At 71.7% G+C, this 13485-nt stretch carries 10 protein-coding genes; 3 read left to right on the forward strand and 7 right to left on the reverse strand.

Annotated features, from left to right (window positions below):
* Window positions 1-55 precede the first annotated feature (55 nt).
* The 6 genes from ACTOQ3_RS24010 to ychF form a co-directional block, all read right to left on the reverse strand.
* Window positions 56-2548 (reverse strand): ATP-binding protein, encoded by a 2493-nt coding sequence (locus ACTOQ3_RS24010; protein ID WP_440068369.1) that lies wholly within the window; start codon window positions 2546-2548, stop codon window positions 56-58.
* A complete protein-coding gene (locus tag ACTOQ3_RS24015; RefSeq protein ID WP_440085582.1) occupies window positions 2545-2817 on the reverse strand; it encodes a hypothetical protein in 273 nt (90 codons plus the stop codon). Before ACTOQ3_RS24015 ends, ACTOQ3_RS24010 begins: the two co-directional genes overlap by 4 nt.
* 23 nt (window positions 2818-2840) lie before the next feature.
* Window positions 2841-5522, reverse strand: coding sequence for a TcpE family conjugal transfer membrane protein (locus ACTOQ3_RS24020; RefSeq protein WP_440085583.1), 2682 nt, complete (start codon window positions 5520-5522; stop codon window positions 2841-2843).
* 47 nt (window positions 5523-5569) lie between these two features.
* Entirely contained in the window at window positions 5570-5845 is a 276-nt protein-coding gene (locus tag ACTOQ3_RS24025) for a hypothetical protein (RefSeq protein WP_329093688.1), read from the reverse strand.
* A 151-nt stretch (window positions 5846-5996) separates the two neighbouring features.
* Window positions 5997-6581: a hypothetical protein gene (locus ACTOQ3_RS24030; protein ID WP_440085584.1), complete on the reverse strand. Its 585-nt coding sequence runs from the start codon at window positions 6579-6581 to the stop codon at window positions 5997-5999.
* A gap of 912 nt (window positions 6582-7493) precedes the next feature.
* The gene (ychF, locus tag ACTOQ3_RS24035; protein WP_440085585.1) at window positions 7494-8582 is read right to left on the reverse strand and encodes a redox-regulated ATPase YchF; all 1089 of its coding nucleotides are present in this window, start codon (window positions 8580-8582) and stop codon (window positions 7494-7496) included.
* A gap of 185 nt (window positions 8583-8767) precedes the next feature.
* On the opposite strand from ychF, the gene rmuC reads away from it, so the two are divergent.
* Together rmuC and ACTOQ3_RS24045 are read left to right on the forward strand one after the other, a co-directional pair.
* Window positions 8768-10072, forward strand: a complete 1305-nt coding sequence (gene rmuC, locus ACTOQ3_RS24040; protein WP_440085649.1) for a DNA recombination protein RmuC — start codon at window positions 8768-8770, stop codon at window positions 10070-10072.
* Window positions 10073-10214: 142 nt separating this feature from the next.
* Entirely contained in the window at window positions 10215-10754 is a 540-nt protein-coding gene (locus ACTOQ3_RS24045) for a DUF6542 domain-containing protein (protein ID WP_440085586.1), read from the forward strand.
* 109 nt (window positions 10755-10863) lie between these two features.
* Here the strand turns inward: ACTOQ3_RS24045 and ACTOQ3_RS24050 are convergent, their stop codons facing one another.
* On the reverse strand, window positions 10864-11832 hold the full coding sequence (locus tag ACTOQ3_RS24050) for a 4-hydroxy-3-methylbut-2-enyl diphosphate reductase (RefSeq protein ID WP_440085587.1): 969 nt from the start codon (window positions 11830-11832) through the stop codon (window positions 10864-10866).
* A gap of 112 nt (window positions 11833-11944) precedes the next feature.
* Here ACTOQ3_RS24050 and ACTOQ3_RS24055 point away from each other — a divergent pair, with 112 nt between their 5' ends.
* Window positions 11945-13459: a hypothetical protein gene (locus ACTOQ3_RS24055; RefSeq protein WP_440085588.1), complete on the forward strand. Its 1515-nt coding sequence runs from the start codon at window positions 11945-11947 to the stop codon at window positions 13457-13459.
* Window positions 13460-13485 lie beyond the last annotated feature (26 nt).

Here is a 13485-nt window from a genome sequence, read left to right on the forward strand (position 1 = left end):
GGCCCCTTGAGGGACCGTCTCTCTCGAGAGCCCTCAAGCCCCTTGCGGGAGCCTTTCATGACCGCACCTCCAGCGCCGCAGCCCCCGGCCTACCGACTCTGTCGCCCCCAGGAAGATCATGCACTTTCTCGTCGGGTTTGTCGTGGGTCGGATTCGTGTCCAGCCAGCGCAGCAGCTCATCCGAGATCAGGTCCACCCCGATACGGCCCGCGCGACCGTCCAGATCCCGGAAGACGCATTCGCCGTTGCCGAGCGAGCGCAGCACCGCCTTGTGCTCCTCGGACGGTTCGACCCCGAGCAGCGCCATCACGTGCTCCACCTCGACCCGTTCCGTGGAGCGGAACGCGAAGACCGACGACAGGCAGTTCGTCACCTGCTCGCTCAGCAGGTCTCCGGCGTTCTGCGAGACCAGGACCAGCGCCGTGTTGCGGGAGCGGCCCATCCGGCTGACCTCGGGCACCAGCTTGGCGCCCTCGGGGGTAGAGGTGATCGCCCACGCCTCGTCCAGGAAGATCGCCTTGGGCGTCCGCCGGTCCAGGCCGTTCATCAGACCCCGCGCGAACTGCGCGACGAGGTAGAGCAGCGCCACCGACAGCCTCTGCTCGTACGAGTAGTCGTCGCGGCCGGTGGAGGCGTCGGGCAGCGTCAGGCCGCCCAGGGTGAAGACCGTGGTCCAGCCCTCGGTGTCGATCTGGTCGCCGCCCGAGGGGTCGAAGCAGAGCCTGGCCAGATGCATGTCCGACATGGAGCGGAGCACCGCGCCCAGGTTCTTGGAGGCGGCGTCCTCGGTCCGCTCCAGGAAGTCGACGACCTTGCCCAGCGACGGGTCCTCGGCGTTGGACACCGCGGCGACCGCCTGGATCATCGCCGACTCGCGTTCCTCCGACATACGGGGCAGCAGCAGACGCAGGGTCTCGGTGGCCATCGTCTTCTTGGCCGCCAGGTCGTCGCCGAACGAGAACGGGTCCAGCAGGCCGGGAGCCGCCGAGCCCAGGGGGATGATCCGCGCCTTCCTGCCCCGCTTCTTCAGCAGCTGCACCAGCGAGTCGGCGTCGCCCTTGGGGTCGATGACCGCGACCGTCACCCCGCGCAGCGCCATCTGGTAGATCATCAGCAGTGCCAGCGTGGTCTTGCCGCCGCCGGGTTCGCCGGTGATGGCGATGGCCGTCGGCCGGTTGCGCGTCGCCGCCACCAGCGGGTCGAAGTGCACGATGCTGCGGGCCCGGCCCAGGGTCTCCCCGACGTACGGGCCCATCCAGCCCGAGGCGCTCTCGTCCACCCGGTCGCCCAGGTCGACGGTGGCGGTGGCCATGCCGCCCGCGATGGTGCGCAGCGGCTGCCGCTGCGCGTAGGCGTTGACCCGGACCCGCTCTCCCGGCAGCGTCTCGCAGAACAGCGAGAACTGGTCGCCGGTGGAGTTGACGATGTCGATGCCCATGTCGCGGTAGTGCTCCACGACCGCCTCGACCCGCTGCACGCAGATCTCCTCGGTCGGGGCCGACACGATCAGGCGGTGCCAGCCGTACACGAACGGCAGGCGCTCCTTGGTGATGCCGTGCTCCAGCATCCGGGCCGCGTCGATCTGCTCGGCCAGGGCCAGCGGCGCCTCCGCGCCCGCCTCGCGGATGTGGATGTCCATGTCGCGGGCGTGGGCGAGCTTGCGCGCCACGTCCTTGCTCGCCTTGACCGGCGGGATCAGCCGCATCCTCGAACTGATCTCCACGGGGAAGGGCAGCTGGTCGGCGAAGTGCATCCACGGCTCGCCGTCGGGGAAGGGCATGAGGTCGGGGAAGCGGGCGAAGGACATGTGCGCCACGTAGGAGTCGCCCTGTGGCTGCTCGATGCGCAGCAGTGCCCTGCCGTTGTGGATCTGTCCCTCGACGAGGGACTCGATCTCCCCCTGCCCCCACCGGCGCTTGGGGCTCGCCGAGGCCGGAGGGTCGCCGAGGGACCCGGTCGTGGCGTGCTGGAAGAGCCAGGCGAGCTCGACGGAGGTGGCGTGCCTGGCGTACAGCGCGCTGGCGGACAGCGCCCTGCCCAGCCGCTCCGCCTGCTCGGACCACTTGGCGATCTCGGCCTTGGGGACGTGGTCGTCCTCGATGCCCAGGGCCTTCTCGCTGCGCTGGTAGAAGCCGAAGAGCTGCGAGAGGACCCCGGTGCCCAGCTGCCGCCCGCGCGTGCCGAGCCGTACGCCGAGGTAGACCTCCTTGGTCCAGAAGTCCTTGGCCCAGACGTGGCGGTACATGTCCTCCAGGTAGTCGCGCCAGCCCGGCCCCTCGTCGGAGGTGGCGTTCAGCGCCATCGCCCACTCGGCGGCGGGGTAGGTGCGGTGCGCCACGCGCAGGTGGACCTCGGCGTCGGGCATGCGGATGGCGGCCAGCGCGATCGTGATGTTGGTGGCCAGCGCCTCCCGCTCCTCGGGGGTGATGAACTCGTAGCTCACGGTGGGAAGCCTGAAGTAGGCCCAGACCGACGAGTCGGTCAGCAGGATCCGATCATCGAAGTATCGGACGGCCAGGCGGCTGCGCGTCCGGGAGGCGCGGCTCACAGCCCCTCCCCCACCGCTCGCGCGGCCCCGTCTCCACGGCCTCCGGACCCCTCGCCGGCCCGGATCCCGTCGCACCCGCTCGCCCGCGCCTCGCCCGGCCCGCCCCGACGAACCCCGCCAAGGCGGCCCGTACCGGCCTGCTCCGGTCCGTTCCGGCCCGGCCCGGCCGTACGAACCTCGTACGACCCGTTCACCCGCGCCCGGTCCGACCCGCCCACCCGGACGCCGGCCTGCCCGCTCACCACCTGCACCTCGTCTCGCCCGTTCACCACATCTCCTCGCGCCCGGGGGATCACTGGGCTAGTTCCTCCTCGCTGGGTCGACCCGCCTGAACCGTTCCGAAGCCCGCCACGACGACACCGGCCAGGGCGAGGTACGCCCGGCGGCCCGGTGCCCTCAGGTGGGACGGTTCCACCCGATCGGCCCTGCCGGGGGCCAGCGCGTCCTCCCAGGGAACCCGGACGATCGCCCGGCACCTGCCCCGCGCGACCGCCTCCGCCTGTTCCACGTCGGCCATGCTGCGGCGGCTCACCCCGTTGACGACCATGACCGCCCGGTGGCGCAGGTCGGCGCAGCCGTGCCCGTCGAGCCACTCGTAGGTCATGGCCACCGCGTCCGGCCCGTCCTCGCTGGCCGGGACGACGAGGACGAGCTGATCGGCGTAGGGGAGGACCCGTGCGGCCAGGGCCGCCGCCGGGTCCACGACGATCGTCTTGTAGTGCCGGTCGAGCATGTCCATCGCCTGGCCGAGCCGCCGGTCGGAGAAGAGCGTGCGGTCCGACAGGCGCTGCTCGGCACCGGCGTCGCTGTCTCCGGCGAGGACCTCCAGCCCCGAGGCGCAGCGGCTGGTGTAGGCGCGCATGCCGAGGTATCCCTGGACGTTGTCGAGCCCGGAGAGCAGGGAGCTCAGGGTCTCGGGCGACTCGCCCTGGATCCTGCCGGACAGGGCGTGGGAGCCGGTGCTGGCGTCGACCGCGAGAATCCGGTCCTCCCGGTAACGGGCGAGGGTGTGGCCGAGCATGAGCGCGGTCGTGGTCTGCCCGGCGCCGCCGGTGCAGCCCAGGACCACCACCCGGCGGCTGCCGCTGAACACCGCCCTGGCCCGCGCCTCGTCGATCTCCGAACCGTCCGTACGGCCACCGCCGCCGGGTCCGATCACCACCTGGGCGAGCCGCCGCCAGCCGCCCGAGGAGTCCCGGCCGACCACCGACTCCACCCGGCGGACCCTGGTCTCGGCCTCGCCGCGCGGGGAACCGGTCACCGGCACCGCGGGGGTGACCGGATCCGCCGTGGCCGATCCCGACGGGACCGCGCGGATCGACATGCCGCCTCCCTGGACGCCTCCTTGGACGCCGGTACCCGCCGGGGCACCGGGCCCTGCCTGCGCGCCCGCGTTCCTCTCCGGCGGCCAGGCCTGCGACGTGCCGGCGGGCCGCCCGATCGGCGCGGGCTGCCCCTTGCGGTGCTGGCGCCGCGCGCTCTCCTCGTCCTGCCTGTCCTGCCTGTCCTGCGGGAGCCCGGCCGCCTCCGCGGCGCGGTGCCCGATCGGCGCCGGTCCGACGAACCTCGGCACGAAGGACGGAACGGCCGGGGCGGAGGGTTTCCGGGCGGGGTCGGGCACGACGGCCGACCGCTCGGCGGGCACCGCACGGGCCGGGGCGGGCGTCTCCACCCGAGGCGGCTCGGAAACCGAGGGCGGCGGCACGGCCGGGGCCTCCGGCCGCTGCCGGACCGAAGGCTTCGGGGTGGGGGCGACGGTCTCGGAGGGCGCAGAGGGCACAGAGGGCGCGGCGGGCGCGATCACCTCGGGGGGCGAGACCGGCGGGGTCGACGCGGGAGGCGCGGCCGGGGCGGCCGGGGCGGGAGGCGCGATCGGGGCGGTCGCGGCGCGCTGGGCCTCGGCGGAGGCCGCGAGCCTGCGCAGGCGCCGCAGCGCCTCGGTGCCGATGGGGGCGGCCGGAGCCGCGGTCGCGCCGGACGCCGCCGGGGCCTCGTCCTTCGAGTCGCTCGCCCGCCCCTCGGCGGATCCGGCCGCCGGAACACGATCCGCCCGCCCCCCGGACCGTCCGGTGGAGCGGTCGGCGGACGGCCGCGAGACCGAGCCCGCGACCGGCGTGCCGGGCACGGACCCGGCGTCCTCGGTGGGCGCGGTGGGCGCGGTGGTCCTGGAGTCCCTGGAGCCTGACGCGGCGGTCTCGGACTCCTTGGAGTCCTTGGAGTCCTTGGAGGCGGGAACCTCGGAGGCGGCCCCGGGCTCGACGAGATCGGAGGTCGGGGTCGCGACGGGCACCGAGAGGGACGACACGACAGGCAGGGGCGCGGAAGTCACGGAAGGCATCGGGAGAACGACGGGGACGACGACCGGGGGCGTCTCGACGGCCCAGGAAGTCTCGACGGCCGAGGGCCGGCCGAGAGCCGGGGCGGCGCCCTGGCGGGGGGCGTGGACCTCGGCCCAGGCGACGCGCTCGCGGGCCACCGGAGCGGTGGCGGCGGCCGCCGCGGCAGCGGCCACGGCGGGACGCACCTCGCGCGAGCGGGCGGCGGCGCGCTTGGACTGGGCGTGCCTGGCCTTGCGCGACGCCTTGACCCGTACGGCCGCGTGCTGCGGCGCGGCCCGCCAGATCCGCCCGGTCAGCGTGACCTCGGCGGGCTCGGAGAGAGGGGCCATCCGGCACCAGGTGCGCGGCTCCCCCACGTAGCGGGCCTGCGACTGGAGCAGCTCGGTGAGCCTCTTGCTCTCGATCACCGGCCGGGTGGAGAGCCAGGTGACGACACCGGGCGGCACCAGGTAGAGCACGTGCCAGGGGGCGGCGAAGGGCAGGCCGAGCAGGTAGAGAAGCAGCGACCACGGGGCCAGCACTCCCACGAACCCACCGATCCAGACGATCGGGAGCGGCATCGGCAGCCGTAGGTCGTACAGCTTGTAGAGCCGCTTCTCGATCCTCCAGATATTGGTGTACGTGGGCAGATCCACGTGATCCTCCTCTCCGCCTCTCCTTGTTTGACCGTTCGAACCCGGTCTCAACCCCCCGAGATGCCCAGTGCGCCCGCGATCGCCTTGGCAGTCACCTCGATGATGTTCGGCACGTAGAAGATCACTCCGATGGCGATCGCCAGGATGATGAACTGGACGAACCTGGTGATCTCACGGGTGAAGAGGAAGAAGAGGGCCACCACCGAGACGATGACCAGGAAGAGTGGGGCGAAGAAGCTGCGGAGGAAGTCAGCGAGGCCTTCGGTGTTGACGCCCGCCGGAGGAGCTGTGGGCTGAGCGAGCTCTATCGCGCTCAGCAGCATGGTCTTGAGAATCACTTCTTGTCCTCCGTACTCACGATCGTGCCCGCCGGGCGGCGACGGGCCCTCGGCGCGTAAGCGCGGGGACCCGGATCGGCGGCTCATCGATCAGGGGGGGTCTGCTCACCGTGGACCGGCACCATTCGATCATGCGTTACCCCGCCACAGATCGGTATGCGCCGCGGATGTCCTTGACGAACCATTTGTCGCCTTGCTTGACCATGGTGAGCAAGTAGGACTGTTCCAGCTTGCCTCCTGTTTGGCCGGGGTCGGCGGGTTCCGGCTCGGCGGACGGCTCCGCCTTCGACGGGACACCCCACAGAACCGTCGCGGTCACCTTGCGGGTGGTTCCCCCTGCGAGGGGCACCATGAAGTCCTTGAGCTGCTGGAAGGTGAACGCGCCCCCGAACCCCTGCAGGGTGACCCCGGCGTCGGCGTACTGCTGCAGCGCGGTGGTGTCACCCGCGTACGCCCTGAAGAAGTCCTCCAGCGTGGTGCGCAGTTCCTGCTCCGCGGCCCGGTCGCGCTCGGGCGCGGCCTTGGGCGGCAGGTCGGCCACCCTCGGCGCGGGCAGGATGCCCGGACGCCCGGCGACGACGAACCTCTTCGCGGCCCGGTCGTGGTGGACGGGCACCGACAGGAGCTGGCGGCGGTCATCCGACTGGTAGGCGACGGTGACGACGGCGTTGTCGGCGTCGACGACCTCGATCCCGTACGGTTGCACCGCTCCAGCGCTCATCCTGCCGAAACCGTCCCAGCCGAACTGCGCCTCGGCGCCCTCGGGCAGGTAGGGGGGCGAGTCTCGACTCCCTCTCCGAGAGGCGGGCCCCGTCGAAGTTCAGGTAGACCTCGGCGAACTGGGCCGCGAAGGCGGAGGCCTGGGCCGTGGGGAATCCGCCGTCCGGCACGGACACCGCGCCGGAGGGGGCGTTCTGCTGGGTGAAGCGCTCGAAGGGCGCGCGGACCCCGTTCACCACGATGACGACGATCAGCGCCCAGAGCACGGCGCGGCCGGTCCACACCAGCCAGCGACCGCCTCCACCGGACCAGCGTCCGCGCGACGCGCCCCGCCCGCGTGCCGGAGCGCGATCGAGATCGGAATCGTCGGGAAAGTCCGGGTATGCCGACAGCTCGGGGTCGCCAGCGATCCGGGGATCACGCTGGACCGTCGACCTTCGAGCCATCACGCCTCCGCTCGCGTCAATCCTCGGCCGGTGCGGGGTCGTATCGCCGCCGATCCCATTGGCCATGGTGACGCACTTACTCTAGCCGCCCAGCCGATTCTTCCAGGAAAGCCACGCCTATGCTGCAGGCATCGCGATGACTGAGCAAACCGGGTCTGGAACGCCGACGAGGCCGCCGATGTCGCCGATGACCCGTGAAAAGCGCATTACCCCTGGCCAGCGCGTGGGCTGATTACTCAAACGCCACCCATTGCTAACTGGACGGTTCCCGGACTGTCGCGACCTGCGCATTTAACACGAAATACGTCACCCAGGGTCACAAACCCCAAATAACGTGACTCGGCACGCCCGGCCAGGGATGGATCATCGGATGGGATGGACGAGCCTCCCGGTCTGTCATCGCCCCGGAAGGGAACACCCGGCCGCCCCGCCGACGGGCCGGGACCTCCCTCGTGGCACGCGAGCGGTCAGACGTTGAAGCGGAACTCCACCACGTCGCCGTCGCGCATGACGTAGTCCTTGCCCTCGATGCGGGCCTTGCCCGCCTGGCGGGCGGAGGCGATGGATCCGGCCTCCACGAGCTCGTCGAAGGAGACGATCTCGGCCTTGATGAAGCCGCGCTGGAAGTCGGTGTGGATGACCCCGGCCGCCTCGGGGGCGGTGGCGCCCTTGCGGATCGTCCAGGCCCTGGTCTCCTTGGGGCCGGCGGTCAGGTAGGTCTGCAGCCCCAGGGTCTCGAAGCCCACCCTGGCCAGCTGGGTCAGGCCCGACTCCTCCTGGCCGACGGACTGCAGGAGCTCCAGCGCCTCGGCGTCGTCGAGCTCGACGAGCTCGGACTCGATCTTCGCGTCGAGGAAGACGGCCTCGGCCGGCGCGACGAGCGCCGACAGCTGGGCCCGGAGCCTCTCGTCCACCAGTTCGTCGGCGTCGAGGTTGAAGACGTACAGGAACGGCTTGGCCGTCAGCAGGTGCAGCTCGCGCAGGTCCTTCGGGTCGATGCCCGCGCCCTTGGCCCCGGCGTACAGGGTGGTGCCGCCGTCGAGGAGCTTGAACGCCGCCTCCGCCGCGTCGAGCGCGGCCTTGCGGTCCTTGTTGGTCCTGGACTCCTTCTGCAGGCGCGGAATCGCCTTCTCCAGCGTCTGCAGGTCGGCGAGGATCAGCTCGGTGTTGATCGTCTCGATGTCGCGTCCGGGGGCGACGCCGCCGTCCACGTGGGTCACGTCGGGGTCGTTGAAGACCCGGATGACCTGGCAGATCGCGTCGGTGTCACGGATGTTGGCGAGGAACTGGTTGCCTCGCCCCTGTCCCTCCGAGGCGCCGCGGACCAGACCCGCGATGTCGACGAACTCGACCTTCGCCGGCAGGATCTTGGCGGATCCGAAGATCTCGGCCAGCTTCTCAAGACGCGGGTCGGGAACGCCGACGATGCCCACGTTGGGCTCGATGGTGGCGAACGGATAGTTCGCCGCCAGGGCGTTGGCGGTCTTCGTCAGCGCGTTGAAAAGCGTTGACTTGCCGACGTTGGGCAATCCGACGATGCCGATGCTCAGGCTCACGTGAGCCGAGTTTACGCGGAATGACCCACTGCTACCCGCCACGGACGGGTCACAGGTCCGAGTCACGGGCACGGGCGGGGCCGGTTCCGGTCCGGAAGCGGGCCGGCTTCGGGAGCGGGCCGGCTTCGGGAGCGTGTCGGCGCGCCAGAAGCGGCCGGGCCTGGAATCATGCCGGGGTGGATGTCATGGCGCTCTCCTTCCAGCTCGCGGTGGGCCTCGCCGCGGGACTCGCGATCGGGTTCCTGCTGGGCCGGGCGCGCGCCTCCTCGGGAGCCGCGGACGTCGCGGCGCGCCTGGCCGACGCCGAGGCCCGCGCGAAGATCGCCGAAGAGAAGGTCGCCTACATCGAGGGGCAGCTCTCCGAACGGTTCCAGGCCCTGTCGAGCCGGGCGCTCGACGTCAACAACCTGCGGTTCCTGGAGCTGGCGGAGACGAGACTGGCCGCCAACCGGGCCGAGGCGGCCGGCGAGCTGGAACAGCGCAAGCAGGCCGTCGAGCACCTGATCGAGCCGCTGAAGGACACCCTGGCCCGCGTCGAGACGCAGCTGCGCGACACCCAGACGGGCCAGCGGGCCGCCCACGCCGAGCTGGCCAAGCACATCGACGTCGTCCGCGAGAGCAACGAGCAGCTCCGCGCCCAGACGAGCTCGCTGGTACGGGCCCTGCAGCGGCCCGAGGCCAGGGGCAGGTGGGGGGAGCTCCAGCTCCGCAGGGTCGCCGAGATCGCCGGGATGCAGCGGTTCTGCGACTTCGACGAGCAGGTGAGCGTCACCACGCCGGACGGTGTCCTGCGGCCCGACATGATCGTGCGGCTGGCCGGCGGCAAGAACATCGTGGTCGACTCCAAGGTCTCGCTGTCCGCCTATCTGGAGGCCGCCGAGTCGGCCGATCCCGACCACCAGTCGGCCCGGCTCGACGCCCACGCCCGGCACGTGCGCGACCATGTCGACCGGCTCGCCTCGAAGCCCTACTGGCAGGCGTTCAGCCCGGCGCCGGAGTTCATGGTGCTGTTCATCCCCGGCGAGGCGTTCCTCGCCCCGGCCCTGGAACGCGACCCCGCCCTGCTGGAGTACGCCATGCGGCGCCGGGTCCACATCGCCACGCCCACCACGCTGATCACCATGCTCCGCACCGCGCAGTACGCCTGGCAGCAGGCCGCGCTCGGCGAGAACGCGCGGGCGATCTTCGAGGTCGGCAAGGAGCTGTACGAGCGGCTGAGCAGCATGGGACGCAACGTCGACGCCCTGGGCCGCTCGCTGAGCCGGGCCGTGGAGTCGTACAACAGGACGGTCGGCTCGCTGGAGACCCGGGTGCTGGTGAGCGCCCGCAAGCTGAACGATCTGGGGCTGGTCGAGACCGACCTGGACACGCCGCAGGCGGTCGAGGACCTGCCGCGCGCCCTGACCTCGCCGGAACTGCTCACGCAAGAGGAGCCAAGCTCACCTCTCGTATCCCGCCTGAACGGTAGGTTGGCCAACGACCTGCCCTAGAAACTGTTCCCTGACGGCTCCGGCGGCCGGACACTGGAGACATCGGGGTCGACGACGCGGAGGTCCGCGAGGGCCGGGCAGGGTCAAGGGGGCGAGTGGTGGACGAGCGAGGCGGCGTGCAGCCGGCCGGCGGGGTGATCGCATGAGTGAGCTTGACCGGACCGCGGGCATCCGGCTGACCGTCCGGGGCGCGCTGGCCTTCGTACTGGCGTCCACGCTGGTGGGCAGCCTGCTGCAGGCGTTGCTGGGAGTGGCGGCGCTGACCGGGGCGGCGTTCGTGGCCGGTTGCGTGGCCGCCGCGTCGCTCGTGAACCGCCGGGACCTGCTGTCGCTGGTGGTGTCCCCGCCCCTGGTCTTCTTCGTGACCACCGCGCTCATCGAGGCGGTCCGCTCCCTGTTCGCGGCCACCCCCGTCCAGGCCTTCGGCCTGGGCATGTACACGGCGCTGTCGCAGGGAGCCCCCTGGCTGTTCGGCGGCTCGTTCCTGGTGCTGGTCATCGCCTGGCGCCGCGGCCTGACCCGCTGCGTCCGGGAGCTGCGCGAGGAGCTCAAGGCGACCAAGGCCTCGGTCCCCCGCCCGAGGAGCGGCGGCGACGGCGGCGACGGCGGCACCGCCTTCGCCCCCGAGCCCGAGGGATACTTCGAGCCCAAGGTGTACGGCACCCCGCGCGAGGGGCAGTAGCGGCCGGGTGTGAGGCCTCGCCGGTGAGCGAGGCCTCGCCTGAGGGTCCCCGGGTGACGGGGTCTCCCGAGGGGGCGCCTGATCGGAGCCGCGTGATCCGGATCCGTGATCAGACCGTGGCGCGCAGGTCCTTGCGCAGCTCGTGCGGGAGCGCGAAGCGCACGCTCTCGTGGACGGACTCGACCTCTTCGACGTCCTCGAAACCGTTCCGCGCCAGGCGGGCCAGGACCTCGGCGACGAGCTCCTCGGGCACCGAGGCGCCACTCGTCACGCCGACCGTGGTGACGCCGTCGAACCAGGCGTCGTCGATGAGCGAGGCGTCGTCGACCAGGTAGGAGGCGTCGGCCCCGTGGTCGAGGGCGACCTCGACCAGCCGCTTGGAGTTGGAGGAGTTCTCCGAGCCGACGACGATGACCAGCTGGGCCTGGGCGGCGATCTCCTTGACCGCGACCTGGCGGTTCTGGGTGGCGTAGCAGATGTCGTCGCTCGGGGGGTCGATCAGGTTGGGGAAGCGCTCCTTGAGCCGGGAGACCGTCTCGGTCGTCTCGTCCACCGACAGCGTGGTCTGTGACAGCCAGACCAGCCGATCGGGATCCTTGACCCGCACGGTGTCGACCGAGTGCAGGCCGTCGACGAGCTGGACGTGGTCGGGCGCCTCGCCCGCGGTGCCCTCGACCTCCTCGTGGCCCTCGTGGCCGATGAGGAGGATGTCGTAGTCCTGGGAGGCGAAGCGCTTGGCCTCGTTGTGCACCTTGGTCACCAGGGGGCAGGTGGCGTCGATCGTCTTGAGGCTGCGCAGGGCGGCCTCCTGGTGGACGGCCGGGGAGACCCCGTGGGCGGAGAAGACGACGATGGCGCCCTCGGGCACCTCCTCGGTCTCCTCGACGAAGATCGCCCCGCGCTGCTCCAGCGTCTTGACCACGTGGGTGTTGTGGACGATCTGCTTACGAACGTAGATCGGGGCACCGTACTGCTCCAGTGCCTTCTCCACGGCCTGCACCGCACGATCAACCCCCGCGCAGTAACCACGGGGCTTCGCCACTAGTACGCGTCGGGTCGCGGGGGTGTCTGAAGTCATGCTCTTATGCTACGTGGACACGCCCGCGAGACAGCCCATACGTCCCACAGGTTCATGCGGCACAAGTCTTGCCACACTAGCCTTCTCGATACAGACCTCCCAGGGAGACGATATGTCAGTCCCCGACATGATCCGCAATGTCACACAAAAGGCAAAAGACCTGCCGCTGCACATGTTGCAGAGCGCGCTGAGCGGGGTCGGCCAGGCCCTGCTCCTCGGCGACCGCGTCCGGAACAGGTTCAAGGGCACCTCCGGCCAGGGCGAGACCGACGAGCCCCTCGGGACGGCCGGAGACAGCCCCGCGAAGACCGGCGAGAAGACCGCGGACCAGGCGGGGGAGCCCACCCGCCGCGAGCCCGTCATCTTCGCGCCGCGCCCGGAGAAGGCCGCGAGCAGGCCCGCCGCCGAGAGCAACGGGACCAGGACCACTCCCGACCCGGTCATCTTCAGCCCCACCAAGCCCGACACCGCGACGCCCTCCGCCCCCGAGGTCAAGGCTCCCGAGGCCGGGGCCGAGGCCGTCGACGCCCCGGCCGCCGCCGGAACCACCGAGGCACCCGCCGCTCCGGAGGCCGAGACCGCCACGGCGAAGCCCGCCGAGACCGTCGCCGCGGAGGCCCCCGCCGCGGAGCCGAAGACCACGCAGGCCCCCGCCGCCCCGGAGGCGAAGACCACGGAGGCCCCGGCCACCGCCGAAGCCGCCGAAGCCGCCGAAGCCGCCGAAGCCGCCGAAGCCAAGGTCGCGGAGGCCCCGGCCGCCGAGCCCACCAAGCCCGCCGAGCTCGAGGTCACCGAGAGCGCCGCCACAAAGGCCACAAAGGCCACAAAGGCCACGGAGACCACCGCCCCCGAGGCACCCGCCGCCGATGCCGAGGCTCCCGCCAGGAAGCCCAGGACCACCCGGGCCAAGGCTCCCGTCGCGAAGCCCGAGGCCGCGGAGCCCCAGGCCGCCGAGGCGAGCGCGGTCGCCGAGACCCCCGCCAAGAAGCCCCGGGCCACCCGGGCCACCCGGGCCAAGGCCAAGGCTCCGGCCAACGAGGCCGCCGCGCCCGAGACCGTGGAATCCAAGGCCGTGAGTTCCAAGGCCGCGCGGTCCAAGGCCGCGCAGTCCGGGACCACCGCGCCCGAGGCCGCCCAGACCGCTCCGAAGGCCAGGGCGACCAGGACCCGCAAGACCGCCAAGGCCGCCCCCGCGGAGACCGTGGCCGAGAACACGACCGAGAGCGCGGAGAGCGGCGCCCTGACGAGCGCCACGGAGAGCAGCACGGCGAACGCCTCCGCGGAGGCCGTGCTCGAGACCCCCTCGGCGGTGAAGGTCGAGGTGACGAAGGTCGAGACCGCGAAGCCTGAGACCGCGGACGCCGCGGTGGTCGAGGTGACGGAGACCAGGGCCGCGGTCCCCGAGGCGGCCGAGGCGACCGGTTCCTCCACGGCGACGACCGGCACGCCCGCCGAGCCGCTGCCCGGTTACGCGGAGCTGACGGTCGCGTCCCTGCGGGCGCGGATGCGCGGCAGGACGGCCGAGCAGATCCTGGAACTGATCACCTACGAGCGGGCCACCACCAACCGCGAGACCGTCGTGCGGATGTACGAGAACCGCCTGGCCAAGCTGGAGACCGCGGAATAGTCACGTCCGGCGCGTAGGCTCCCGGC

The sequence above is a fragment of the Streptosporangium sp. LJ11 genome (assembly GCF_051918945.1).
Classification (GTDB): domain Bacteria; phylum Actinomycetota; class Actinomycetes; order Streptosporangiales; family Streptosporangiaceae; genus Streptosporangium.

Excerpts from the sequence above, each read along its gene's own strand:
- ACTOQ3_RS24045 (WP_440085586.1), top strand. The coding sequence starts at position 10,215 with ATGAGTGAGCTTGACCGGACCGCGGGCATCCGGCTGACCGTCCGGGGC.
- ACTOQ3_RS24025 (WP_329093688.1), bottom strand. The coding sequence starts at position 5,845 with ATGCTGCTGAGCGCGATAGAGCTCGCTCAGCCCACAGCTCCTCCGGCG.
- ACTOQ3_RS24050 (WP_440085587.1), bottom strand. The coding sequence starts at position 11,832 with ATGACTTCAGACACCCCCGCGACCCGACGCGTACTAGTGGCGAAGCCC.
- ACTOQ3_RS24055 (WP_440085588.1), top strand. The coding sequence starts at position 11,945 with ATGTCAGTCCCCGACATGATCCGCAATGTCACACAAAAGGCAAAAGAC.
- rmuC (WP_440085649.1), top strand. The coding sequence starts at position 8,768 with ATGGCGCTCTCCTTCCAGCTCGCGGTGGGCCTCGCCGCGGGACTCGCG.
- ACTOQ3_RS24030 (WP_440085584.1), bottom strand. The coding sequence starts at position 6,581 with ATGAGCGCTGGAGCGGTGCAACCGTACGGGATCGAGGTCGTCGACGCC.